The sequence below is a fragment of the Sanguibacter suarezii NBRC 16159 genome (genome assembly GCF_001552735.1).
GTDB lineage: Bacteria > Actinomycetota > Actinomycetes > Actinomycetales > Cellulomonadaceae > Sanguibacter > Sanguibacter suarezii.
Window position 1 is genome coordinate 198217 of record NZ_BCRT01000016.1, and the last position, 25998, is coordinate 224214.

General features: G+C 68.5%; 20 protein-coding genes. 10 read left to right on the plus strand and 10 right to left on the minus strand.

The window, feature by feature from the left end:
• Nucleotides 1–26 precede the first annotated feature (26 nt).
• Genes SS2_RS11605 through SS2_RS11615 form a run of 3 tightly spaced genes read right to left on the minus strand, consistent with a single transcriptional unit; the run spans nt 27 to nt 3139 of the window.
• On the minus strand, nt 27–842 hold the full coding sequence (locus SS2_RS11605) for a carbohydrate ABC transporter permease (RefSeq protein WP_066464204.1): 816 nt from the start codon (nt 840–842) through the stop codon (nt 27–29).
• The gene (locus SS2_RS11610) at nt 839–1795 is read right to left on the minus strand and encodes a carbohydrate ABC transporter permease (RefSeq protein WP_066464206.1); all 957 of its coding nucleotides are present in this window, start codon (nt 1793–1795) and stop codon (nt 839–841) included. Before SS2_RS11610 ends, SS2_RS11605 begins: the two co-directional genes overlap by 4 nt.
• Before the next feature lie 60 nt (nt 1796–1855).
• Nucleotides 1856–3139 (minus strand): sugar ABC transporter substrate-binding protein, encoded by a 1284-nt coding sequence (locus tag SS2_RS11615; protein WP_066464212.1) that lies wholly within the window; start codon nt 3137–3139, stop codon nt 1856–1858.
• A 275-nt stretch (nt 3140–3414) separates the two neighbouring features.
• Here SS2_RS11615 and SS2_RS11620 point away from each other — a divergent pair, with 275 nt between their 5' ends.
• Entirely contained in the window at nt 3415–4449 is a 1035-nt protein-coding gene (locus SS2_RS11620; RefSeq protein WP_066464214.1) for a LacI family DNA-binding transcriptional regulator, read from the plus strand.
• Nucleotides 4450–4535: 86 nt separating this feature from the next.
• Here the strand turns inward: SS2_RS11620 and SS2_RS11625 are convergent, their stop codons facing one another.
• The gene (locus tag SS2_RS11625; RefSeq protein WP_157607314.1) at nt 4536–5264 is read right to left on the minus strand and encodes a hypothetical protein; all 729 of its coding nucleotides are present in this window, start codon (nt 5262–5264) and stop codon (nt 4536–4538) included.
• Nucleotides 5265–5324: 60 nt separating this feature from the next.
• Entirely contained in the window at nt 5325–5606 is a 282-nt protein-coding gene (locus SS2_RS11630) for a DUF3892 domain-containing protein (protein WP_066464218.1), read from the minus strand.
• A gap of 179 nt (nt 5607–5785) precedes the next feature.
• On the opposite strand from SS2_RS11630, the gene SS2_RS11635 reads away from it, so the two are divergent.
• The 9 genes from SS2_RS11635 (at nt 5786) to SS2_RS11675 (ending at nt 18136) form a co-directional block, all read left to right on the plus strand.
• Complete coding sequence (locus SS2_RS11635; protein ID WP_066464220.1) at nt 5786–7900, plus strand: hypothetical protein; 2115 nt, start codon at nt 5786–5788, stop codon at nt 7898–7900.
• Nucleotide 7901: 1 nt separating this feature from the next.
• On the plus strand, nt 7902–9530 hold the full coding sequence (locus tag SS2_RS11640; RefSeq protein ID WP_066464227.1) for a class I SAM-dependent DNA methyltransferase: 1629 nt from the start codon (nt 7902–7904) through the stop codon (nt 9528–9530).
• A 289-nt stretch (nt 9531–9819) separates the two neighbouring features.
• The gene (locus SS2_RS17040) at nt 9820–10704 is read left to right on the plus strand and encodes a restriction endonuclease subunit S (RefSeq protein WP_245643557.1); all 885 of its coding nucleotides are present in this window, start codon (nt 9820–9822) and stop codon (nt 10702–10704) included.
• A 39-nt stretch (nt 10705–10743) separates the two neighbouring features.
• Nucleotides 10744–11268, plus strand: coding sequence for a hypothetical protein (locus SS2_RS11650; protein ID WP_157607316.1), 525 nt, complete (start codon nt 10744–10746; stop codon nt 11266–11268).
• Nucleotides 11269–11270: 2 nt separating this feature from the next.
• Nucleotides 11271–12299: a 5'-nucleotidase gene (locus SS2_RS11655; protein WP_083942165.1), complete on the plus strand. Its 1029-nt coding sequence runs from the start codon at nt 11271–11273 to the stop codon at nt 12297–12299.
• A gap of 103 nt (nt 12300–12402) precedes the next feature.
• Nucleotides 12403–15672 (plus strand): type I restriction endonuclease subunit R, encoded by a 3270-nt coding sequence (locus tag SS2_RS11660; protein WP_066464232.1) that lies wholly within the window; start codon nt 12403–12405, stop codon nt 15670–15672.
• Between the two features lie 30 nt (nt 15673–15702).
• Nucleotides 15703–16176 carry a hypothetical protein gene (locus SS2_RS11665; protein WP_066464237.1) on the plus strand — a complete coding sequence of 158 codons (474 nt, stop codon included), beginning with the start codon at nt 15703–15705 and terminating at the stop codon, nt 16174–16176.
• A complete protein-coding gene (locus SS2_RS11670; RefSeq protein ID WP_066464244.1) occupies nt 16173–17516 on the plus strand; it encodes a hypothetical protein in 1344 nt (447 codons plus the stop codon). The genes SS2_RS11665 and SS2_RS11670 overlap by 4 nt, the downstream gene beginning before the upstream one ends.
• Nucleotides 17517–17590: 74 nt before the next feature.
• Nucleotides 17591–18136, plus strand: coding sequence for a type II toxin-antitoxin system Phd/YefM family antitoxin (locus SS2_RS11675; RefSeq protein WP_174523200.1), 546 nt, complete (start codon nt 17591–17593; stop codon nt 18134–18136).
• 99 nt (nt 18137–18235) lie between these two features.
• On the opposite strand, the gene SS2_RS11680 is transcribed toward SS2_RS11675, so the two are convergent.
• From SS2_RS11680 to kdpA, 5 genes are read right to left on the minus strand one after another with little or no spacing between them, the layout of a single operon-like run.
• Nucleotides 18236–18931: a response regulator gene (locus tag SS2_RS11680; RefSeq protein ID WP_066464251.1), complete on the minus strand. Its 696-nt coding sequence runs from the start codon at nt 18929–18931 to the stop codon at nt 18236–18238.
• Nucleotides 18928–21480 carry a DUF4118 domain-containing protein gene (locus SS2_RS11685; protein ID WP_066464252.1) on the minus strand — a complete coding sequence of 851 codons (2553 nt, stop codon included), beginning with the start codon at nt 21478–21480 and terminating at the stop codon, nt 18928–18930. Before SS2_RS11685 ends, SS2_RS11680 begins: the two co-directional genes overlap by 4 nt.
• Before the next feature lie 9 nt (nt 21481–21489).
• Complete coding sequence (gene kdpC, locus SS2_RS11690; protein ID WP_083942166.1) at nt 21490–22194, minus strand: potassium-transporting ATPase subunit KdpC; 705 nt, start codon at nt 22192–22194, stop codon at nt 21490–21492.
• Between the two features lies 1 nt (nt 22195).
• Nucleotides 22196–24349: a potassium-transporting ATPase subunit KdpB gene (gene kdpB, locus SS2_RS11695; protein ID WP_066464253.1), complete on the minus strand. Its 2154-nt coding sequence runs from the start codon at nt 24347–24349 to the stop codon at nt 22196–22198.
• The gene (gene kdpA, locus SS2_RS11700) at nt 24346–25995 is read right to left on the minus strand and encodes a potassium-transporting ATPase subunit KdpA (protein WP_066464254.1); all 1650 of its coding nucleotides are present in this window, start codon (nt 25993–25995) and stop codon (nt 24346–24348) included. Before kdpA ends, kdpB begins: the two co-directional genes overlap by 4 nt.
• Nucleotides 25996–25998: the final 3 nt, after the last annotated feature.

Consider the following 25998-nt stretch of genomic DNA (forward strand, 5'->3'; position numbering starts at 1 on the left):
CTAGCTCCAGTTCAGTGGTTCAGGGGTCACTTGACCGCGCCGACGGTCAGTCCGTCGCGCAGCAGCTTGTAGGTGGAGGAGAAGACGATGAGGACCGGGATCGAGGTCAGGACCGCCAAGGCCATCAGGCCGGGCCAGTTGATGCCGAAGGCCGACACCTGCTGGGAGAGCAGAGCGCTGAGCGGGTAGCTGCCCGGGGAGAGGAAGAAGTTGACCGCGTAGAGGAACTCGCCCCAGGACATGAGGAGCACGAGGGTCCCGGCGGTGAAGATCCCGTTGCGGGCGATGGGCAGCACGATCGAGAAGAAGGTGCGCATCATGCCCGAGCCGTCGATGGACGCGGCCTCCTCGAGCTCGGGGGGCACCCCACGGAAGAAGGGACGCAGCAGGATGATCGCGAAGGGGGCGAGCAGCGCGGTGTCCGCGACGATCACACCGGCGACGGAGTCGAGCAGCCCCCAGTTGCCGAAGACCTGGAAGAGCGGGATGACGTTGGCCGTCTGCGGCATCATCTGGAAGACGATGAGCAGACCGAGCCCGATGGTCGTGATGTACCCGGAGGTCCGGGCCAGGCCGTAGGCGGCGGGGATCGCGATGAGCATCGTCAGGGCGGTGGTGCCCACCGCGATGGTCACGGACTGTCCCAGCGCGGTGAACAGCTCTCCGTTGAAGGCCTCGACGTAGGCCGTGGTGACCGGCCGGAAGAAGATCGAGGACTGCGTCGACATGACGTCGGCCGAGCTCTTGAAGGAGGTGAGGATGATCCAGAACAGCGGGACGCCGTACAGGAGGGTCAGGAGGACCTTGATCGTGGTGGTCACGGGTCCGGCGGTCTGCTTCACGATTCCGACTCCTCACGGCGGATGCTGCGGGCGTAAACGACCGCAAGGACGATGACGAACAGCACGGTGAACACCGACGTCGCCGAGCCCAGGCCAAAGTCGTACCGGACGAAGGCCTGCAGGTAGCCCAGGAAGGGCAGGGTGTTGGTGGCCGTGCCGGGGCCGCCGTAGGTCATGACGTAGATGAGGTCGAAGCTGCGGAAGGCGAAGACGACGGTCAGCACGAACAGCACGAGCGTCGTCGGGCGGGCGGCGGGGATCATGATGTGGCGGATCTCCTGCCACTTGTTCGCCCCGTCCAGGGCTGCGGCCTCGAAGGTCTCCGGCGCGATGCCCATGAGCGCAGCGCGGAAGACGAGGGCGTTGAAGGGGATGACCGACCAGGAGTTGACGAAGGCCACCGAGGCCAGCGCCCAGTGCTGGTCGTAGAGGAACGGGATCGCGGTGTCGGTCAGCCCGGTCTTGAGGATGATCGTGTTGATCAGCCCCGCGTCACCGAGCAGGAACTTCCACACGCTGCCGTTGACCACGGGGGGCAGCGCCCACACGAAGACCATGACGGCGAGCACGACGCCGGACCACCGCCCGGTGGTCCGCAGCGCGATCGCGGCGGCGAGGCCGCCGGCCATGCCCACGACGGTGACGACGACGACGAAGAGGCCGGTCCGCCACAGCGCCTGGGTGGTCTCCCCCGAGGCGAAGCCGGTGCGGAAGTTCTCCAGGCCGGTGAAGACCCAGTCGCCGTTGAGCGTCGCGGCGTTGACCGCGGACATGCTCATGCGCACCAGGGTGATGAGGGGGTACACGCTGAACAGGGCGAGGAAGATCGCGGCCGGGGCGAGGAAGGCGAGCTTGTTCCCTCGCTTGAGGCCGGTGCGCGCTCGAGGGGCCGGGGCGCGCGTCCCGGGGGTCAGGGTGGTCGGCGAGGGCGCCGACGCCAGTGGTGCTGTCATTCGATGGGCCTTGTCTGTCTCGAGGTGACCTGGCGTCGGCGCCTGCGGCGCCGTCCGGGCTTACTTCTTCAGGAGTCCGTCAAGGGTGGAGACGGCGGAGGTGGCGGCGTCGGCGGGAGACTTCTGTCCACCGATCGCCGCGCTCCAGGCCTGTCCCACGGTCAGCTGGACGTCGGCGACGGCAGCGGCGGGGATGACCGAGGCGGGGTAGTTCGCACCGAAGCGGGCGATCGTCTCCGAGAACGGCTGGAGCAGCGCGTTGCCGGTCACGGCCTCGTCCTGGCCCGCGTCCGCGCGGCTGGGCAGCGACCCCACGTTGTTGACGGCCACGAGCTGTCCGTCCGCGCTGTAGTAGGTCTCAGCCAGGTACTCCCAGGCGAGGTCGGGGTTCTTGCTGAAGGCACCGATGCCCTCGCCCTCGCCGCCGAGGTAGACCTGGCCGTCCGCGCCCAGCGGGAGCGGCACGACGCCGTACTCGAAGTCCGCGTCGGAGGCCGCGGTGCCCATCTGCCAGTTGCCGTTCTGGGCAAAGGCCACCCCGCCGGCGGCGAACTTCTGGAAGGGGACGGTCTGGTCCCAGGTGACGGCTTCCTGGGTGAGGTAGCCGTTCTCCACCCAGCTGCGCACGCGGGTCAGGCCGGCCTCGAGGGCTCCGGCGTCCGGGGCGTCGTAGGTGAAGCCCTCGGTCGAGAGCCACGGGAAAGCCTGCCACTCACCCTGGGACTGCGGGAGCCCGGAGAGGGTCATCCCGGCGTAGCCCGCGTCCTTCGCAGCGGCCATGGCCGCCTCGAGCTCGTCGATCGTGGTGGGCGCCTCGACGCCGATCTCGTCGAGGATGTCCGCGTTGTACCAGAGGCCGAGCAGGTTGACGTAGCCCTGGACGGCGTAGGTGGTGTCGTCGATCGTGTGCACGACCGAGTCGGGGAACTGGTCCTTGTCTGCGAAGGCGTCCCACTGCTCGTCGAGGGGTGCCAGCGCGCCGCCGAGGGCGAGCGTGCCGGCGTCGGCGCCGTTGAAGACGACGACGTCGGGGCCGGTCTTGGCGCCGGCGGCGGAGATGAGCTTGGAGTTCATCTGGTCGTAGGGGACGAAGACGTTCTCGACGGTGACGCCGTCGTGGCTGGCCTCGAACATGTCCGCGTAGTCGGTCATGATCTTCACCTGGTTGGCGTCGCTGAAGTAGTGCCACACGGTGAGCGTGTCTGCCGAGGCTGCTGAGTCGTCGGCGGACGAGCCGCAGGCCGCGAGGGCGAGCGAACCGACAACAGCGAGGGAGAGGGCGGCGGTCAGGCGCCGGGCGGGTCGGGGGGCGGTCCGGCGTAGGCCGGAGGTCAGGATGCTCAACGGATCTCCTCAAGGGGTGTGCGACCGGGAGCCATGGCGAACCTCTTCTTTGAGTCCCGAGCGCACGTGGATGAGATGTGCGAGTGCTGCAGGCCGCGCGCGTAGTTGCGTGCCGATGGCGCGGTCGGCAACGACCAGCCACTGTCGAAAAGCACCCCGTGAGGCAACATTCCGAAACCGTTTTCTGACCGTAGCCTCGGCGTGACGGCGTGGTCAAGGCCACATTTCCTGGGCTACAGTTCGGTAACGAATCAACAGTTTTCGCTGGGAGACCCATGCCTGTCCATGACGACGTCGCCGCACGGCCGAGGAACGCCACGCTCAAGGACGTCGCCGCTCTCGCCGGGGTCTCGGTGGCCACCGCCTCCAAGGCGCTCAACGGCAAGGGCAACGTCCACCCGGACACTCGCCGCAGGGTGGTCGAGGCGGCTGAGCGCATCTCCTTCACGCCCAACCAGCTCGCCCGGGCCATCGTCGGCAAGCAGACCGGGACCGTGGGGCTGCTCACCCACGACCTCGAAGGACGGTTCTCCCTGCCCATCCTCATGGGTGCCGAGGACGCCGTCGGCGCGGACCAGATGTCGGTGTTCCTCTGTGACGCCCGCGGCGACACGATCCGCGAGCAGCACCACCTGCGGGCGCTGCTCTCGCGCCGCGTCGACGGTCTCATCGTCGTCGGCGGGCAGACCGACGCGCGCCCCACCCTCGGGCGCAACCTGCCGGTCCCGGTGGTCTACGCCTACGCGCCCTCCCTCGACCCCGCTGACGCCTCGGTCATCCCTGACAACACCCACGGCGGCACCCTCGCCGCCCAGCACCTCGTGGCGACCGGCCGGCGTCGCATCGCCCACATCTCTGGCGACGTCGCGTACCTCGCGGCTCGCGAGCGCAGCGAGGGCGTGCAGCTGGCGCTGACCGCCGCGGGGCTCTCGCTCGCCGGGGGCGAGGTCCTCTACGGCAGCTGGTCGGAGGCCTGGGGCCGCAGCGCCGCTCTCACCCTCCTCGACCGCGACCCCCACATCGACGCGATCGTCTGCGGCTCCGACCTCATCGCCCGCGGCGCCCTGGAGGCGCTGCGCGGGCGCGGCGTCGACGTCCCCCGCGATGTCGCAGTGATCGGCTTCGACAACTGGAAGGTCCTCGTCGAGGGCTCACGCCCCGCACTGACCAGCATCGACATGAACTTCGAGGCCCTGGGCCGCCGCGCCGCCGAACGCCTCATCGACGCCATCGCCGGCCGAGAGCGCCCCGGCATCGAGACCCTCGACTGCCGGTTGGTGGTGCGGGGTTCTACAACGTACGACGGCTAGGACGGGATCCCGACCAGCCCCCTGCCGGGCCGAGATCCCGCCTCCCCTTCCGCCGCGTCAGACGGCTGCCTGACGTCCGGAGACGCTCAGGTCGTGGCGGCCGTAAAGAACACCGGGTCACTCCACCCTGCGCTGACCGTCCAGAGTCCGTCGGCGCCCGCCGGGACCGCGACGCACGTGTTGCCCACGGCAATCCCGCCGGCGTAGAGCTCACCAACGTCGTTGAGCGAGTCGGGGATCACGCCGCAGCTGTCGGAGTACGTCACGCCGTCCGACCCGACGAAGGCGACCCGCAGGTCGAGCCACGCGGTGCCGGTATCCGCCCCCGTGTAGGTCGCCGACACCGGGACGATGTAGAACTCGAAGCCCGCGGTGGGCGGAGAGTTGAACTGGTTCTCGGCCGAGACCTCTGCCGCCGCTTCACGCGGGGCGGAGAGGACTACGGACCAGTCGTCGTTCCCGACCGTCTCACCGATCGCATACGGGTTGGCACGAGTCCCTTCCGCGGCCGCTGGCGTCGCGGAGGGCTCCGGGGTGGGTTCGACCGTATCCACGGTCTCCTGCTCGGTCGTTTCCTCCGTGCCCGAGGTCGTTGCGGCAGCCGATGAAGTGGCCGTCACCTTCCCCGAGTCGGTTTCTCCCCCGCCGGCTCCGCCGATGCCGATCCCGATGACGAGGCCGACAGCTCCGCTGATCGCGCCCACAAGCACGGGCCGTGACTTCTTGGGCTTCTTCGCGGGAGGGGCAGGGAACTGTGGTGCAGGCGTCAAGGGCTGTGAGGCCGGCGGGCCGGGCTGGGGCAGGTGATCAGTCATGGTCATCTCTTCTCTTCGAGAGTCTGTGTGCGGACGGGCAGCCGGACGGTAGCGACAGCCTCAGAACCGCGGCAGGCCCAGGAGGTTGTTGCTCTCCCGCCCGTCCGCGACCGTCGTGATGTACGGCCGGCCAGATGAGCTGGTTGCGGCGATGACCGGAGCCTCGGCCCCTGTCTGGTCGTTGTGTGTCCGGTAGGTGTGTCCGGCACGGATCTCGGCGGCGACTCCCTCACGGGTGGCGGTGAATACCGCGCCCGAGGTCGAGAACGCGTATTTGACCGAGCTGATGTGTTCGTTGCGGGTACCGGGTGAGTCGACGTGGACCGCACGGATGTACCTCATGGGTTGCTCCTTGCCTGTGTTGGAAGACCACGCTGCGGGCCTTCTCACTGGTCATGAAGGTAGAGAGACTCTGGACCGGCGACAAGAGAATCGGCGATAAGCCCCCTTATCATCGACAGCGCCTCTGGGGCTCCGACCTCCCGTACGATCAACCCACAGGCCAACGAGAGGAGACCGCAGTGACCAGCACGTCCGCCTCCTCCACGACACTGACCCCCGCCACGATGTCACTGTCGGACGTCGCTCGTCTGGCCCGCGTCCAGCGTCCGGTCGTCACCACGTGGCGCAGGCGCAAAGCGCACACCACCCAGCCCTTCCCCGCACCGATCGACCCGACCAGCTCACGCCCACTCTTCGACGCCCTAGAGGTCGTGGAGTGGTTGGAGGAGACGGACCTGGGCAACAACCGGGAGGTCCGCGCGGATGCTGCTGCCTTCACCCAGCTGCCGGTCCCCTTCGCAGGACCGGACGGTGCAGGTCACCTCGCCTCGCTCTTGTGCCTCAAGGCACTGACCGGAGAGCTCCTGGCCGGCATGACAGGCCCCGACCTGCTTGACCTCGCTGATGAGTGCGATCCGGGCGACCACTTCCTCTATACCGAGATCGCGGCCGTTGCAGGGCTGACCGCGACGGCACTGGCCACCGCGACAGCTCACGCCGACGCCCTCGCGGACGCCTGCTTCACCCCTACCGCTGCACTGGAGACTCTTGAGAGGACCGAGCGCATCCGCCGCGGCGACGAGGAGGCGCTCTCCTTCGCGGCCGCGACGCTCATGGGTGACCTTGCGATCGCGTTGCTCACCAATGACACCGGCGACGCCACGGATTCCGCTGAGGCGTCCTTCATCGATGTCTCTCCTGGCAACGGGGACGTCCTGCTCGCCGTACGAGACCGCCTGCCCGAGAACATCGAGATGGTCGCCTATACACCGGCCGCCCAGACCGGCCCTGCCTCGCGAGGTGCCATCAGGCGTCTGCGCTCTCGCGGGATCGGCCACCGTCAGCTGGCCGACGACGCCCAGCCGGGTCTCCTCGCACATTCCGTGGTCGTGGCCCACCTACGCGGCGCTGCGGGTCCAGGGTCCGTCCTGGACGCAGTCGACAATCTGCTCCTGGAGCTGGGATCCGCCCAGCGTGCAGTCGTTCTTGCCCCCGCCGAGGCTCTGGTCGATCGTCTGCGAGACCACGCAGACACCAACGCACGGGCTGAGATCTTGCGCTCCGACCGCATCCGGTCGATCGTCACGCTCCCGGCCGGCGGGCTCCCCGGCCGACCGCGCCAGCATCTAGCCCTGTGGGTGCTTGGCGACGCACACCCGGACGTTCCGAGCGAGCGTCAGTGGACCACGACGGCCGACCTGCGTGACCGCACGTTGTCCGGCGACGTCACGACCGACCTGGTCAACGACGTCCTGGCCGCACTCGGCAACGAAGACACTGTGCGCTCGCATGCCTTCCGCTTCTCCCGTCGGGTGGCCGCTCACTCCGTGCGCGCACGCTCACAGCACCTCGTGGACGCACGGCCCCGCCCTCTCGCCTGGACGACCGGAGCAGCCGCTCTGCAGACCGGACCAGATCTCGCCCTGCGTATCGGCGACCTGGCTCGTCATCTCGACGAGGCCACCCGAACCCTGGTGGCACCGGCTCTCATGGTCGAGACGACTCATGCCGCCGGCGCGGCTCCCGACATGGGGCCCCGGGGGTCTGTCGAGACCATCGAGGGCCTGCTCGCGTCGGGCGCCCTCGTCCTCGTACCGGGGCACCGACTGGCCTCCGACCATCTCACGCCTGGCCGTGGTGCACGGGTCGTCGACGACTCGCTCGACCTCGCGTCGGACCTGTCCATCGACCACCTCACGCTGGCGGCCACGTACCCGCGGAGCCAGTTCACCGAACCGGGTGACGTGATCTTCGTCGCCGCCGGCAGCCTCCGTGCGGTCGTCGATCCCGACGGCGCATCCCTGGTCCGGTTTCCGGCTAGGGTTCTGCGGGTGCGCAGCCGAGACGACAAGCAAGGGCTGCTCCCCGACCTGATCTGCCGTGCGATCAATGCCCACGGAGTCGAGCCCAGCCAGCGCTCGTGGAAGACCACGCCTGTCCCGGTCCTCCCTCGGGACCAGCTCGCTCCGGCAGCGCGCGCCGCACTAGCGGTCGACGACGCACTCGAGGCGTCCCAACGCCAGGTCGAGCTGCTGCGCGAGCTCAAAGACCTTGTCCTCGAGGGCACGGCCCGCACCCTGCTCACCTTCGAGCCCACTGCTGACGTCACCGAAGAATCAACGGAAAGTAGCTGAGATGCCCCCCAAGAAGAAGGACTCCGCCCCGGCAGTCCCCTCGACCATGAAGGAGCTCAAGGACACACTCTGGAAGGCCGCCGACAAGCTCCGCGGGTCGATGGACGCCTCTCAGTACAAGGACGTCATCCTCGGCCTCGTCTTCCTCAAGTACGTCTCCGACGCCTTCACCGAACGCCGCGAGCAGATCACCGCCGAGCTCACGGCCGAGGGCATGACCCCCGAGCAGATCTCCACCTTCGTCAACGACATGGACGAGTACACCGGCAGCGGCGTGTTCTGGATCCCGATCACCGCCCGCTGGGACTACCTCGCAGAGAACGCCAAGGGCCGCCCGGCCCAGGGAAGCGAACCGTCCAAGACGATCGGCGAGCTCATCGACGACGCGATGGACCTCATCATGGGCTCCAACTCCGCTCTCCGTGGGACGCTGCCGCGCCTGTTCAACAAGGACAACGTCGACCAGCGGCGCCTGGGCGAGCTCATGGACCTGTTCAACAGCGCCCGCTTCACCGGCCAGGGCGCTACGAGGGCCCGCGACGTGCTGGGTGAGGTGTACGAGTACTTCCTCGGCAAGTTCGCCAGCGCCGAGGGCAAGCGCGGCGGGGAGTTCTACACGCCCCCCGGCGTGGTGCAGGTCCTCGTCGAGGTGCTCGAGCCGCACCAGGGCCGGGTGTATGACCCGTGCTGCGGATCAGGTGGGATGTTCGTGCAGACCGAGAAGTTCCTCGAGAGCCACGACCGGGACCGCACAGCGATCTCCGTGTTTGGCCAGGAGAACAACGAGCGCACATGGCGGATGGCGAAGATGAACCTCGCCATCCATGGCCTCAACGCCAACCTCGGCACCATCTGGGGCGACACCTTCGCCCGGGACCTTCACCCCGATGTCCAGATGGACTACGTGCTGGCAAACCCGCCGTTCAACATCAAGGACTGGGCCCGGTCCGAGAACGACCCCCGGTGGAAGTTCGGCGTGCCGCCGGCCGGCAACGCGAACTACGCCTGGATCCAGCACATCATCTCCAAGCTCGCCCCGGGCGGCTCAGCTGGCGTGGTCATGGCAAACGGCTCCATGTCCTCGAACTCTGGCGGTGAGGGAGAGATCCGTGCCCAGCTCGTCGAGGCCGACCTCGTCTCCTGCATGATCGCCCTGCCCACCCAGCTGTTCCGGTCCACAGGTATCCCGGTGTGCACGTGGTTCTTCGCCAAGGACAAGACCGCTGGGCCCAAGGGGTCGGTCGACCGCACCGGTCAGGTGCTCTTCATCGATGCGCGCGAGCTGGGGCACATGGTCGACCGCGCCGAGCGCGCGCTGTCCGACGAGGACATCGCCAAGATCGCTGGCACCTTCCACGCCTGGCGGGGTACCCCCTCGGCAGTCGCTGCTGGGTCGATGTACGAGGACGTGCCGGGTTTCTGCAAGTCCGCAACGCTCGCGGAGATCAAGGCGGCTGGCTATGCCTTGACACCGGGTCGGTATGTTGGCGCGGCTGAGGTGGCCGACGACGGCGAGCCGATTGAGGAGAAGATTGCGCGGTTGTCCGCGCTGTTGTTGGAGCAGTTCGATGAGTCAGCACGACTCGAGCAGGTCGTGCGCGAGCAGTTGGAGCTGATCGAACGTGGCTGACTACACAGCACTCGGCGAACACGTGAAACTTCAGCGCGGCCAGTCCTACAAGAGCGCACTTCTTGGAATGGATGGTCCAGTCCTCCTAGGGCTCGGAACGATCCAACGGAATGGCGGTTTTCGAGGCGACAATCTCCGCACCTACGGAGGTGACACTCCAGCACGCACGCGAGTCAATCCTGGCGATTTCTACGTTTCTCTTAAGGACGTGACCCACTCTGCCGATCTCCTTGGAGCTGTCGCCCGGGTCCCTATCAGCGTGCCAGCCGGTCGTCTCACTCAAGACACGATGCGCCTTGACATTTCGGAGTCGAACATCGATCGAGACTATCTCTACTGGGCACTCCGAGCTCCGAATTACAGGGCATACTGCCGAGCTCGAGGCACTGGCACTACAAACCTTGACTTGAGCCAAGCCGATTTCCTGGCGTATCGCCTACGCACGCCTCCTCTCTCCGAGCAGCGCGCGATCGCTGAGGTGCTGGGCGCACTCGACGACAAGATCGCCGCCAACACCAACCTCGCCACCACCTCCGACGAGTTGGTGCGCGCATGGTATATGGGGACATCCGCGAGCGCGGACTCGACGGCGACAATTGCCGAACTGGCAACCCAGCCTCGCGCACTGATAGCACCGTCAGAATTCACCAAAGACTTGGCCTATGTCGGCCTCGAGCACGTTCCGCGCCGACAGATGTGGCTGAGTGAATTCGGACCTGCGGAGAGCGTGACAAGCACGAAAACACGGTTCTCCAAGGGTGACGTGCTCTTCGGGAAACTCAGACCGTATTTTCACAAGGTCGCGGCAACTCCGTTCGACGGCGTCTCATCTACCGACATTCTCGTCGTGCGAGCTTCAGACACGCTACTCAAGGGCTTCCTCCTTGCCGCACTCGCCTCCGATGCAGTAGTCGAGCGATGTGCCGCCGCGAGCGAAGGGACACGTATGCCCAGAACGAGTTGGGCGACCCTCTCGTCCATCGAGGTGCCCTGGCCCGGCGAGCAGGCTGCACGAGCAATGAGTAAGCAGATTGACGCCGTGCGCGATCGTGTGGAAGCCGCACTTGCGGAGAACCGCACCCTCGCTGCAACCCGCGACGCACTCCTCCCCGCCCTCATGTCCGGCACCCTCCGGGTCCGCGATGCCGAACGGGTCGTCGAGTCCGCGCTCTGACCTTCCACCTCACGTCACCAGCCTCCAAGGAGTCCCCGCATGTCCGCCCTGCCCCCAGTCCCGCCAGCACCGCCCACCGCGGAGTCAGCGCCCGCGAGTGCCATTCGCGGCGGATGGGTTCCTGCGTCTCCTGCTTCCCCCTCCCAGCGTCCCGCCTGGCTACTCCCGGTAGCGACCGGCGTCGTCGGTGCGATCTTCGGGGCGACTGGGATGTTCGTGGTCACCTCGCTCCAGGACTCGTCCAGCGCCCGCGCGGACCGGGCGGTGCTGCTGGATGCGGCGACGGCTTGCGAGCTCACGAGCACCCCAGGGATCACCCTTGCCGACAAGAACTTGAGCCTGACGTTTAACCACAAGGGCGAGGAAGATTACACAGGTGTTGAGTTCTCTGACATCGCCTGCCTGCTCGGTGAGCTCAACACGCCGTCCGCGGTGATCTCCCACATGGACCAGACCACCTCACAGGACGGCCGCCAGACCGAGACGTGGGACAACATCACGGTGTCATGGTCCTACCACCCCAACCGCGGCATGGACGGCGTCCTCGCTGTCACCGCGAACTAGACATGGGATACGACCTCAGCGAGCGCCTCGTCATCGGCGTAGCGTCTAGCGCGTTGTTTGACCTGACCGAGTCCCACGCGGTCTTCGAGCAGGGCATCGAGGAGTATCGGGCGTTCCAGGACACACACGTCGGCGACCCACTCCCGCCGGGTGTCGCGTTCCCCTTCATCAAGCGGCTCCTCGGCCTGAATGACCTCCGGTCGGGGAGCAAGCTCGTCGAGGTCTTCATCCTCTCCAAGAACGACCCGACAACGGGCCTGCGGCTCATGCGGTCGATCGAGCACTATGACCTGGCGATCGAGCGTGCCGCCTTCACTCGGGGACGTGCACCGTTCGAGTACATCCCGGCTCTCGACATCTCGCTGTTTCTCTCAGGCAACGAGAACGACGTCAAGGAGGCGATGGCCCTGGGCCACCCTGCCGGTTTGGTGCTCGGGTCAGCGGCCGTGGACCACGGCGACGCGGACGACGATGACTCTTTGCGGGTGGCCTTCGACTTCGACGGTGTCATCGCGGACGACGGCTCGGAACGCATCTACAAGTCAGGGGACCTCACGTCATTCCTTGAGCATGAGGTCGCCAACCGGTTCACACCACTGCGCCGCGGACCGCTCCGTGACTTTCTCACCGCACTCAGTCGAGTGCAAGAGATCGAGCGGGTACGTGCCGATTCTGACGGGGGATACTCACCCCGGGTGCGCGTCTCCGTCGTCACCGCCCGACAGGCGCCCGCCCACGAACGGGCCATCAAGACCCTGCGGAGCTGGAACGTCGAGATCGACGACGCGTTCTTCCTCGGCGGGGTCGACAAGGGACGAGTGCTTCGTGTGCTCAAGCCGCACATCATGTTCGACGACCAGCTTGGCCACCTGGACCCGGTAGCCAAGGAGGTTGCCAGCGTCCTTATCCCGTACGGCGTCTCCAACGAGAGCCCACCGACACCCGGCGAGGGAACGCCCGTCCTGAACGTCGGTGTCGCCGTGGACAGGCCATCACTTCCCACATCCGCTACCGAAGCAGCCCTCGGGTAGCTCACACCGACGTCAAGGGTCACTCGACTCCGACAACAACGGTTGGGCAAGAGCGAGACGCGAACCACTGGACCCGATCACCGAACCTGCCGATGGAGACAGCATGAACCTCACTGAAGACGCCTGGGAGCAGATGGCGCTCGAGACCCTGGGCGAGCTCGGGTGGGCCCCGCTCCACGGTGCGGCGATCGCTCCGGGCGGAGCCACGGCGTCGGGCACGGTGGAGCGGGAGTCGTGGGACGAGCTGCTCATCCGGCCTCGGCTGCGCGCGGCGCTCGTGCGGCTCAACCCGGACGTTCCGCGGGAGTTCCTCGACCAGGCGCTCGACATCATCGCCTCTCCCACCTCCCAGGATGCGATGGCGGAGAACCACCGCATCCACACCTCCCTCGTGGACGGCTTCCGCGGTGTCACGTACATCGACCACACCGGCACCGAGCAGACACCCACGATCCGCCTGATCAGCACCTCTCCGCACGAGAACGACTGGCTCGCCGTCAACCAGGTCACCATCGTCTCCGGGGACCACACGCGCCGCTTCGACGTGGTGCTCTACCTCAACGGCATGCCGGTCGCCGTCGTCGAGCTCAAGAACGCCGGCAGCGCGCACGCCGATGTCGCCGCCGCGCATGCCCAGCTGCAGACGTACCTGCGCGAGTTCCCGCTCGCCTTCCGCTTCGCGGTGCTCACCCTGGCCTCGGACGGGATCACCGCCAAGTACGGGACGCCCTTCACCCCGCTCAACCACTTCTCCCCCTGGAACGTCACCGAGGGAGGGGAACCGCTGTCCGCAGGTGGGGATGCATCCGGCGCTGGCGACACAGATGAGGACACCGGCGCCGAGGACGGCTACGGCGTGCCCACCACCCCGCTCGACCACGCGCTCTACGGGCTGTTCAACCAGGAGCGGTTCACCCAGCTGCTCATGAGCTACGTCGCCTTCGACCAGAACTCCGGCGGACTGGCCAAGCGGATCGCCAAACCGCACCAGTACTTCGCGGTGTCCAAGGCCGTGGCCAAGACCGTGCTCGCCGTGGAGAGTAACGGCAAGGCGGGCGTCGTGTGGCACACGCAGGGCTCGGGGAAGTCGATGGAGATGGAGCTCTACGCCAACCTCGTCATCCGCCACCCCAAGCTGCGCAACCCCACGATCGTGGTGATCACCGACCGCAACGAGCTCGACGGTCAGCTCTACGAAACCTTCGCCCAATCGCTGCTGCTGCCCGAGGCACCTCGCCAGATCCTGCGCCGTGAGGAGCTGCGCAGCGAGCTCAGCGAACGCACCACTGGCGGGATCTACTTCACCACCTTGCAGAAGTTCGGGCTGAGCAAAGCCGAACGGGACGCTGGCGCGGCGCACCCGGTGCTCTCCGAGCGGCGGAACATCGTCGTCGTCGTGGACGAAGCGCACCGCAGCCACTACGACAACCTCGACGGCTACGCATGGCACCTCAAGACCGCCCTGCCGCATGCGACCCTCATCGCCTTCACCGGGACGCCGATCTCCTTCGACGACCGCAACACCCGCGACGTGTTCGGCGACTACATCGACGTCTACGACCTCTCCCGTGCGGTCGACGACGGCGCAACCGTGCCGGTGTACTTCGAGAGCCGGCTGATCAAGGTGCAGCTCGCCGACGGGCTGACCGAAGAGGATATCGACCGGGCGGCCGACGAGGCGACCGAGGGTCTCGACGACACCGAGCGGGACCGGATCCAGCAGAACGTTGCGGTGGTCAACGCCGTCTACGGCGCCCCCGCCCGCATCGCCGAGCTGGCATCCGATCTGGTCACGCACTGGGAAGCCCGGCGCGCGGCGATGTTCGAGGCGCTCGGGACGTCCGACCGGCCGGCAACTCCCGGCAAGGCGATGATCGTCGGCGCCACCCGGGAGATCTGCGCGAATCTCTACGCGGCGATCGTCGCACTGCGCCCTGACTGGCACAGCGACGACCTCACGGCCGGGCGGATCAAGGTGGTGTACTCCGGGACCGCGAGCGACGCTCTCCCGGTCGCCGACCATGTCCGCCGCGACTCCCAGAACGCACTCATCAAGGGGCGGCTCAAGAACGTTGACGACGAGCTCGAGCTGGTGATCGTCAAGGACATGATGCTCACCGGCTTCGATGCTCCGCCTCTGCACACCCTGTACCTGGACCGGCCGATCAAGGGCGCGCTGCTCATGCAGACCCTGGCCCGGGTCAACCGGACCTTCCGCGGGAAGCAGGACGGGCTGCTCGTGGCGTACGCGCCGGTGGCGGACAACCTGGCGCGAGCACTCGAGGAGTATGTCTCTTCCGGTTCCGGCGATCCGGAGATCACGACCCAGGGCCGGAACCTCGAGGAGGCGGTGGCCCTCGCCCAGACCTTGGTGGAGTCCCTGCGGGCGATGCTCGACCCGACGAGCTGGCGTGCGCGACTTGCCCGCCCCAGCCCACGGGCCTACATCTCCGCAGTGACAGCGGCAGTCAACTTCCTCCGCGATCCGGCCACGCCCGGGAACCAGGTCGCCGAGGGTGAGGAAACCCTCACCGCGCGGTTCCGCAAGCTCTCCGGCCAGCTCGGTCGCGCCTGGGCACTGTGCGGGCGCGCTCCCGCCCTCGAGAACGTCGCAGACGACGCGCGCTTCTTCGAAGAGGTCCGCGTCTGGATGGCCAAGTTCGACGCCGAGGAACGCCAGGCCCGCGGTGAGCCCGTACCCGACGACGTCCAGCGCACCCTCAACCGGCTCATGGCCACCGCCGTCGTCTCCGGCGAGGTGCTCGACATCTACGGGGCAGCGGGCATGCCCAAACCCTCACTGAGCGACATCAACACCGACTTCATCGCTCGGACCAAGGCCGCCGCGAACCCGCACCTGGCGATCGAGGCGCTGCGTCAGCTCATCATGTCCGAGACCCGCGCGGTCACCCGCCACAACGTAGTGCGCCAGCGGGCGTTCTCGCAGCGGCTGCAAGAGCTCATGGTCAAGTACACCAACCAGCAGCTCACCTCGGCCGAGGTGATCGCCGCGCTGATCGAGGTGGCCAAGGAGGTCGCCGTCGAGGCCGACCGAGGGGCTACGTTCTCCCCTCCCCTGGACTCCGACCAGCTGGCGTTCTACGACGCAGTCGCGACCAACGAGTCCGCCGTCGCCGAGCAGGGCTCGGGCGTGCTCGCGGACATCGCGCGTGACCTGGTCGCCGTCATGCGAGCCGACATCCGCACCGACTGGACCGTTCGCGACGACGTCAAGGCGAAGCTGCGATCGTCGATCAAACGGCTGCTGGTGCGACACGGGTACCCGCCGGACCAGCAGCCTGAGGCGATCAAGCTCGTCATGGAGCAGATGGAGTCGATCGCTCCGCGGTTCGCGGTGGCGACGACCTCCTGACGTCCTGTCCCTACGAACAATGGAGTCCTCGTGTCGAATGAACCGATCTTGCTGCTCTTGCACGGCGTGGGACAGGGCGACCGGGACGGGACGTGGCAGGCCACCTGCTCCGAGGCTCTGGTCCGCCTCGGGTACCCGGACCTGGAGAACGTGCAAGTCATTGCTCCCCAGTTCGCGCACGCCCTGAAGGGTGTCGATGAGCCGCGGCCGCTCCCGCCCGTGACGACAAAGCAGCTCTCCCGGGAGGCAGCCAAGAAGAACCGGCGAGGCTTCGAACGCCGCATGGGAGCCATCGAATTCCGACTGGGGCGCCCTGACCGCGGTCAGGGCCGGGTGGGCGGCGACGCCGCGGTACGCGCGGCCTACGAACATCTCAAGGCTGTCGAACAAGCGAAGACTACCTCGAAAATCCAGAGATTCGCGCGCAGGTCCTGCACCGCGTTCTCGCCAAGCTTCCGGAGTCAGGCCGGGTCGTCATCATCGGCCACAGCCTCGGCTCCGTGATCGGCGCTGACCTCCTGCGTCACCTGCCCGCGTGGCTCGACGTCGCCGGCATGGTGACGATCGGCAGCCCGTTGGCTCACGGAACCTTCGACGTCGACCGCCTCCGAGAGTCCCTCACAGAGCCGCCGACGAACCTAGCCTGGTGGGTCAACTTCTGGAACCCCCAGGATCCCGTGGCCGCACGCCGAGGCGTGTCATCCGTCATTCCGTGGATGACTGATTTCCGGATATCGACGAAGAAGGTGCTCATAGCCGCCCACGCGGCGACGGAGTACCTCAGCAATGAGTCCGTAGCTACCGCCGTCGGGTTCGCTCTGTTTGGCTCCAGGTCCAAAGAGATCGCGGTCCTCGACAGGGGGGTCGATATTCCCTTGGAAGACACAGAACACTGGGCTCTCATGGCCCTGCGGTACGCGCACCTTGTGATGGCGGAGCTGACAGGCGATCAACGAGATCGGTTCGCCGGAGCCCTTCGTCAGGCGCAAGCGGAAACCATCGAGAAGATCAAGACCCGCAATGCCAGCGAGCACAGGCCGATGCCCTCCCCCGTTGCACGACTCGCATTCGATCTGTCCGATCCACAAGCAACTGTTCCGGTGCCGCTTCCGGTGAGCCATATCGCAAAGGACGACGCCGCTCTCCTGTTGACGGTCCTCGCGGCAGCGAATGTCGTTCAACCGTATGAACTCTCGATCTCACCGGCGATCCGGCAGCAAGCCATGGAGCATCTCACGGCCGAGATGGGGTTGGGCCACCAGTACGGCACCGATGTCTTCACAGCCGCCAAGCGCGCACGGGAGGCCCTGAGCAGCAACGGTGGAGTGAACTGGATCAAGTGGGGCGCCCTCGGCGTGGGTGCATTCGCGATTGTCGCCGCGACCGGAGGGTTGGCTCTGGCAGCCGCCCCCGGTGTTGCCGGGGGCGCAGTGATCACCAGTGCACTGGCGAGCTTTGGCCCCGGAGGGATGATCGGAGGACTGCTCACAGCAGGCACTCTCGTCACTGCGGGTGGCAGCGGCATCACCTATGGTCTCGCCAGTTCCGGAACCACAGCACAGGCCCTCGAAGAGGTCGTCGTGGGCCGGTTGGCCGCGGCAATCCTGCGGCAGCTGCAGCACCTCGAACCGGACCCGAGCGTGTACAGCGCCTTGATCGAGCTCGAGATCGAGGTCCGCCGGAACCACCAGCGGCTGAGCGCATTCTCCGATGAGTCGGCGCCCGCGCTGGGAGAGCTCCAGCGCAAGATCAGAACTGTCGAGCGCGCACTGAAGTACTTGACGGACAACGATCTAGCGCCAGCTGTTCGCTCCGAGCCTCCCGCACAGCAGGTACTCGTCTAGGGCCGCGCTGGCGCACGCTGGCTGAAACCATATCCACAGTTGACACTTCAGAACATGTTCTGACTGCTCGAAGCATGTCCACCACCCGGATCCGCGCCGACGTCGTCCAACGCACCGTCGCATCGTCGGACCTGGCCCGATCGCCCGCGGCTGTCTTCGCTTCAGCCGAGGACGGGCCGGTCACCATCACCCGCCGTGACGGTGAACCGTTCGTCTTGACCACCAAGAAGCGTGACGACGAGACCACAGCGATCCTCCACCTCGCAGCCCAGCTCATCGCGGTGTCCCTCGCTGAGAACTCAGCCCCGTTCACAGTGAGGCTGCGCACCCCCTTCCCGTGGATCGCGGTGCTCAGCCCCGAGGACCAGGACTCTTTTGCGGACGAGATCCTCACGACGGCACGCGCCTGCTTCAGCCTCGGGCAGATGGACTCTCTACTCCACACGGTGCACGCCTGGCATGAGACTGCCGCTGCGGTCGCCGAGGGCTGGGACAGAGCGCCTGTCGACTGGCTCGATGAGTCCACACCGGTTGACGACCCGCGGGGACTAAGGACGCACAACGACACCACCCACACAGGTCACCCCAACCCACTGCCCTCCACCCTCCGCCTCCACTGAGTGCGCGAATTTGTACGCGACACGCAGGTGCGACACGCGCGTTTTCGTACACTCAGCGGAGGGCGGGAGGGGCTGGAGGGGGTGGGGGGTGGGGGTGGGTCAGGGTTCGAAGAGGTAGCCCATCCCGGGTTGGGTGATGATGTGGCGGGGGGCTGACGGGTCGGCTTCGAGCTTGCGGCGGAGCTGGGCGGTGTAGACGCGCAGATAGTGCGTCTCCGCTGAGTACGCGGGGCCCCAGACCTCGTGGAGCAGCTGGACGCGGCCGACCATCCGGCCGCGGTTGCGCACGAGCACCTCCAGCAGCGCCCACTCGGTGGGGCTCAGGCGCACGTCGGCGCCCTGGCGCTGCACCTTGCGGCGGGCGAGGTCGATGCTCAGCTCACCGGCCACCACGACCGGCTCACCCAGCTCCCCCTCGACCGGGGCGGCGCGGCGCACGGCCGCGCGCAGGCGGGCGAGCAGCTCGTTCATCGCGAAGGGCTTGGTCACGTAGTCGTCCGCGCCGGCGTCGAGGGCGTCGACCTTGTCGTCGCCGAGCTGGCGCGCGGACAGCACGACGATCGGCACCCGGCTCCAGCCGCGGATGCCCGCGATGACGTCGAGGCCGCTCATGTCCGGCAGCCCCAGGTCCAGCACGACGACGTCCGGCTGGGACGCGGCCACCGCGTCCAGGGCGTGGGCGCCGTCGGGCGCGGTGGTCACCACCCAGCCGTGGGCGCGCAGGTTGATGGTCAGGGCGCGGACCAGGCCGGCGTCGTCGTCGACGACGAGCACCGTGGTGCCCGGCGCGGTCATCGCGTCACCTCGGCCGCGAGCTCGGGCGCCGGAGCGGTCGGCACTGTCAGCACCATCGTCAGCCCTCCCCCGGGTGTGTCGTCGACGACCAACGTAGCCCCCACAGCGTGCGCGAGCCCCTGCGCCACGGCGAGACCCAGGCCCAGACCTTCCGGCGACGCGTCACCCAGACGCTGGAAGGGCTCGAACATCCGCTCCTTGCGGGCCTGGTCCAGGCCCGGCCCGCGGTCCACCACCCGCAGCTCGACCTCACCGGACCGGGCCGACGCGGTGACCAGCACAGGCTCCCCGGCGGAGAACCGCACGGCGTTCGCGGTCACGTTGGCCACCACCCGCTCGAGCAGCCCGGGGTCGGTGAGCACGAGCGGCAGGTTGTCCGGCACGTCCATGACCACCTGGGCGGCGGTGAACGGCTCGATGGCGAAGGGCACGAACTCGTCGACGGAGACGGCGCGGACGGCCGGTCGCACGCTGCCGGTCTGGATCCGGGAGAGGTCGAGGAGGTTGGCGATGAGCCGCTCCAGGCGGGTGGTGGACTCCGCGATCGTCTCCTGCAGCACCGCCCGGTCCTGAGCGTCCACGCGCACGTCGGCGGCGCTCAGCCCGTCGATCGCGGCCCGGATGGAGGCGAGCGGGGTCCGCAGGTCGTGGGAGACCGCAGCGAGCAGCGCTGTGCGCGTCGCATCGGCCTGCTCCAGCACCGCCGCGGCCGCGGCCTGCTCCCGCAGCCGGCGGTACTCGATCACCAGGCCCGCCTGCGCTGCGAAGGCCTCGAGCACCTGCTGGTCGCTCGCCGCCAGCACCCGCCCGACGACGAGGCGCCGGTCCGCGGAGATCGCCACGATCGTCGCGGGGCCGTCGTCGGGAGTCGGGCGCGGACGCAGGCTCGCCTGCGCGAGCACGGTCCACGCCTCCCCCGGTCCGGTGCGTTCCTCGAGGCGGACCTCGGGCACCGAGAAGGTCTCTGCGAGCCGGGCCACGAGCGCCTCGGCGGTGTCCTCGCCGGACATGACCGACCGGGACAGCGCTGCCAGCGTCGCGGCCTCCGCACGGGACCGGTAGGCCTGGACGGTGCGGCGGGCGGCGAGGTCCACCACCGAGGCGACCGCGGCGGCCACCACGAGGAAGACGACGAGGGAGAGCAGGTTCTCCGGGTCGGCGACGGTGAGCATGCCGGTCGGCTCGGTGAAGAACCAGTTGACGCACACGAAGGACACGAGGGCAGCCAGCAGTGCCGGCCACAGCCCGCCGACGATCGCGACGCCGACCGTCCCGGCCAGGAAGAGCATGAGCTCGGTGGGCAGCGACACCCTGCCCTGCATGGCCGAGAACACCCCGGTGAGCAGCGCGGGGACCACGACCGCGAGCGCCCACCCGGCGATCAGCCGCGGCCGCGGCAGCGCTGACCAGCGTCCGCGCAGCAGGGAGCCGGACCGTGCCCGGTCGTGGGTCACCAGGTGCACGTCGATGGTCCCGGCGAGCTGGGCCATCTGGGTGCTCGAGGATCCCAGCAGCGCCTCGCGGACGCGGGAGTGCCGGGAGACGCCGACGACGATCATCGTCGCGTTGACCCCCTGGGCGAAGTCGACGACCGCGCTCGGCACGTCCTCCCCCACCACGGTGTGAAAGGTCCCGCCGAGGGCCTCGACCAGCTCGCGGTCCACCGCGATGGCCGACGCCGGAGCGCTCGGCAGCCCGTCGGTGGCGAGCACGTGCACCGCCAGGAGCTCCGACCCAGCAGCCCGCTGGGCGATCCTGGCGCCGCGGCGCAGCAACGTCTCCCCCTCGGGCCCGCCGGTCACGGCGACGACGATGCGTTCACGTGCGGGCCACGTGCCCTCGATCGCGTGGTCGCTGCGGTAGCGGGTGAGGGCGTCGTCGACGCTGTCGGCCAGCCAGAGCAGTGCCAGCTCGCGCAACGCCGTGAGGTTGCCGACGCGGAAGTAGGAGGAGAGGGAGGCGTCGATCTGCTCGGCGCGGTAGACGTTGCCGTGCGCCAGCCGTCGTCGCAGCGCGTCGGGAGCGAGGTCGACGAGCTGGATCTGGTCGGCGCTGCGCACCACGCGGTCCGGGACGGTCTCACGCTGACGCACCCCGGTGATGGTCTCCACGTCGGCGCTGAGGGACTCCAGGTGCTGGATGTTCACCGTGGTGACGACGTCGATCCCGGCGGCCAGGAGCTCTTCGACGTCCTGCCAGCGCTTGACGTGCGGCGACCCGGGGGCGTTGGTGTGGGCGAGCTCGTCGACGAGGACCACCTCGGGGGCGCGGGCCAGGATCGCGCCGGTGTCCATCTCGCCGAGCTCGGTCCCGCGGTAGCTCGTGACCGTGCGCGGCACGATCTCCAGGTCGGCGATCTGGGCCGCGGTGCCCTCTCGGGCGTGCGTCTCGACGAGGCCGATGACGACGTCGGTCCCGCGGGCTCGGCGCCGGTGCGCCTCCCCGAGCATGGAGAAGGTCTTGCCCACGCCGGGGGCGGCGCCCAGGTACACGGTGAGGCGTCCTGGGCGCCGGTCCTCAGGCGAGGACGAGCCGGGTCGATCAGACATCTGTGTCGCTCATGAGGACATCTTCTCAAGGCTCAGCGCTTCCACGGCCAGGTTGAGCTCGAGCACCGTGACGCGGTCCTCGCCGAGGACACCGAGGTCACGACCCTGGGTATGGGCGGACACCAGGGCCTCGACCTCCGCCGGGTCCAGGTCACGAGCCGCAGCGACCCGGTCTACCTGGAGCTCGGCATAGGCCGGGGAGATGTGCGGGTCGAGCCCCGAGGCCGAGGCGGTGAGCGCGTCGGGGGGCACCTCCCCCGGCGCCACGCCGTCGGCTGCGGCGATGGCGGCCCGGCGCTCTTCGATCGCCGCGACGAGGTCGGGGTTGAGCGGGCCGAGGTTGGACCCGGCCGACGCGAGGGTGTCGTAGCCGTCGCCAGCCGCCGAGGGGCGGGGCTGGAACCACTCGTCACCGGTGAGCTGCTGCCCCACGAGCGCGGAACCGATCACCGGGTTGTCGGTGCCAGCCCCGGCCGAGACGCTCTCTGCGCGGCTGCCGTCGGCGCGCAGCAGCGACCCGTTGGCCTGCCAGCGCAGCCCCACCTGCCCGACGGCGAAGACGGCCAGCGGGTAGGCCACACCGAGCAGGAGGGTCAGCACGAGCAGGACCCGCAGGCCCGCCATGGTCTGGCGGCCGAGGGACACCGTCCCGCGGCGCAGCCCCAGCGAGCGTTGCCCGGCCGGGCGGACAGAGGAGTAGTTGTCGTGCGCCATGTCAGCCGATCCCGGGGAGAAGTGAGGTGAGCAGGTCGATGAGCTTGATCCCGATGAAGGGGGCCACGAGGCCGCCGAGGCCGTAGACGAGGAGGTTTCGCCGCAGTAGCGCAGAGGCGGCCACCGGCCGGTAGGTCACGCCGCGCAGCGAGAGCGGGATGAGCGCGACGATGATGAGGGCGTTGAAGATCACCGCGGACAGGATCGCCGACTCTGGGCTCGACAGGCGCATGATGTTGAGCACCTCGAGCTGGGGGAAGACCACCATGAACATCGCCGGCAAGATCGCGAAGTACTTCGCGATGTCGTTGGCGATCGAGAAGGTGGTCAGCGCGCCCCGGGTGATGAGCAGCTGCTTGCCGATCCGCACGATCTCGATGAGCTTGGTCGGGTCGGAGTCCAGGTCCACCATGTTCCCGGCCTCCTTGGCCACCGAGGTACCGGTGTTCATGGCCACCCCGACGTCGGCCTGGGCCAGAGCCGGGGCGTCGTTGGTGCCGTCCCCGGCCATCGCCACGAGTCGCCCGCCGGCCTGTTCGCGCCGGATGAGGGCGAGCTTGTCCTCCGGTGTCGCCTCGGCGAGCACGTCGTCGACGCCGGCCTCGGCGGCGATCGCCCGAGCGGTGATCGCGTTGTCTCCGGTGACCATGACGGTCCGGATCCCCATCGCGCGCAGCTCGTCGAAGCGTTCCCGCAGTCCCTCCTTGACCACGTCCTTGAGGTGGATCACCCCGAGCACCCGCGCCGGGGCGGTGCCCCGCTGCTCGGCGACGACGAGCGGGGTGCCGCCGGTCACGGACACACCGTCGACGAGGGTGTCCACCTCGTCGGGGACGGTGCCCCCGGTCGAGCGCACCCAGCGGGCGACGGCGCTCGTGGCGCCCTTGCGGATGTGCAGGCCGTCGGCGCCGGGCAGGTCGATCCCGGACATCCGCGTGTGCGCGCTGAAGGCGACGAGCTCGGCGCCCGCGACGTCGGCATCGGTGGCGTCGGGGGCGTCGGTGCTGCTGAACCGCTCCTCGACCAGCGCCACCACGCTGCGCCCCTCAGGTGTCTCGTCGGCGAGGGAGGCCAGACGGGCCGCCTGGGCCAGCTCGGCCGCGGTGGAACCGGGGGCGACGAGCAGGTCGGTCGCCCGGCGGTTGCCGTAGGTGATCGTGCCGGTCTTGTCGAGCAGCAGGGTGTCGACGTCCCCGGCTGCCTCGACCGCCCGCCCGGACATCGCCAGGACGCCCCGCTGGACGAGGCGGTCCATCCCCGCGATGCCGATCGCGGAGAGCAGCGCCCCGATCGTCGTCGGGATGAGGCACACGAGGAGAGCCACGAGCACGAGCAGGGACTGCGGGGACCCGGAGTAGATCGCGAAGGGCTGCAGCGTCACCACGGCCAGCAAGAAGATGATGGTCAACGAGGTGAGCAGGATGTTCAGGGCGATCTCGTTGGGGGTGCGCTGCCGCTCGGAGCCTTCGACGAGGGCGATCATCCGGTCGACGAAGGTGGACCCGGCCGGTGCGGTGATCCGCACAGCGATGGTGTCCGAGAGCACGACGGTGCCTCCGGTCACCGAGGACCGGTCACCGCCGGACTCCCGGATCACCGGGGCTGACTCACCGGTGATGGCCGACTCGTCGACCGAGGCCGCGCCTTCCACGACGTCGCCGTCCCCGGGGATGGTCTCCCCCGCTCCCACGAGCACGACGTCGCCGACGGCGAGGCTCGCGGAGGGCACCTCCTCGGTCGCCATCGTGGTGTAGCCGGCCTTCGTGGTCATGGTGGAGCCGCTCGCGACCACCTTGTGCGCCGTCGTCTGGCGCTGCGTGGCGCGCAGGCTGGAGGCCTGCGCCTTGCCGCGGCTCTCGGCGATCGACTCCGCGAGGGTTGCGAAGACCACCGTGGCCCACAGCCACACCGTGATGAGGGTGGCGAAGAGGGACGGGTCGGTGATGGCCAGCCCGGTGGTGAGCACGGCGCCGACCTCGACGACGAAGAGCACCGGGGAGGCGATCATCTCTCGAGGGTCGAGCTTGCGCAGCGCACCGGGCAGAGCCCCGCGGACTTGAGCCCAGCTGAGGGCAGAGCCGGTGCGCGGCGGGTGGGCAGGCGGGGTAGGCGGCTGAGGTGCTGCAGCGACGCTGGTCAGCGTGGGTGCGCTCATGACAGGGACTCCACAATCGGGCCGAGGGAGAGAACAGGGATGAAGGTGAGGCCGACGACCACGACAGTCACCGCGGCGACCAGGCCGACGAACAGCGGCTGGTGGGTGGGCAAGGTGCCCACCGTGGCCGGTGTCGTGCGCTGGCTGGCGAAGCGGCCGGCGAGGGCGAGCACGAGGGCGATCGGGATGAAGCGCCCGGCGAGCATCGCCACGCCCAGCAGCGTGTTGTAGAAGGGGGTGGCCACGGTCAGCCCGGCGAAGGCTGAGCCGTTGTTGTTGCTCGCCGAGGCGAAGGCGTAGAGGACCTCGGACAGGCCGTGCGGGCCCATCTCCTGGATCCCCGCCTGCCCGGCGGGCGTCGCGACGGCGATCGCCGTGCCGACGAGCACGAGCAGCGGCATGGTGAGGATGTACAGGGCGACGAGGGTCATCTCCTGTCGCCCGATCTTCTTGCCGAGGTACTCGGGGGTGCGCCCGACCATGAGCCCGGCGACGAAGACCGCGACGATCGCGAGCATGAGCAGGCCGTAGAGGCCGGTGCCCACGCCGCCGGGGGCGACCTCACCGAGCAGCATGCCGAAGATCGCCACGCCGCCGCCGGGGGCGGTGAGGGAGTCGTGCATGGCGTTGACCGCACCGGTCGAGGTGCCGGTGGTCGCCGCGGCGAAGAGCGCGGATCCCGCCGTGCCGAAGCGCAGCTCCTTGCCCTCGAGGGCTCCGCCGGCGGCCTGCGCCGCGAGGCCAGGACCAGACATCTCTGCCCAGGTGAGCAGCATGACGGCGGAGATCCACAGGGTCCCCATGACGCTGACGATGGCCCAGCCCTGGCGCCGGTCGCCGACCATGATGCCGAAGGTGCGCGGCAGGGTGAAGGGGATGACGAGGATGAGGAAGATCTCGATGAGGTTGCTCACCGGAGACGGGTTCTCGAAGGGGTGGGCTGAGTTCGCGTTGAAGAACCCGCCGCCGTTGGTGCCGAGCTCCTTGATGGCCTCCTGGGAGGCGACCGGGCCACCGAGCACGTGCTGCGTGGCTCCGTCGAGGGTCTGGACGGCGGTGTGAGCGTCGAAGTTCTGGATCACTCCCGTGGCGAGCAGGGCGAGCGCACCGATGAAGGCCATCGGCAGGAGCACGCGCACGCAGGTCCGGGTGAGGTCGGACCAGAAGTTGCCCAGGCGTCCGTCGGTCCCCGAGCGCTGGAAGCCGCGGATGAGCGCGATGGCCACCGAGATGCCCACCGCAGCGGAGACGAAGTTCTGGACGGCGAGGCCCACCATCTGCAGGAGGTGACCAGCCGCCGCCTCACCGGAGTACCACTGCCAGTTCGTGTTCGTCACGAAGGAGACAGCGGTGTTCCACGCCCCCGCGGGGTCGAAGGGGCTCACGCCCAGGCTCATCGGCAGGTGCTGCTGCAGGCGACCGAGGGCGTAGAGCACGAGGACCGAGGCCATCGAGAAGCCGAGCAGCGAGAAGAGGTACGAGGTCCACTTCTGCTCCGCGTCGGCGTCGACCCGCATGAGGCGGTAGCCGGCTCGCTCGACGCGCAGGTGGCGAGGGCTGGTGTAGACCCGGGCGAGGTAGGCGCCCAGGGGAAGGTGCACGGCGGCGAGCGCCGCCAGCAGGACGATGATCTGGCCGGCGGCCATCCA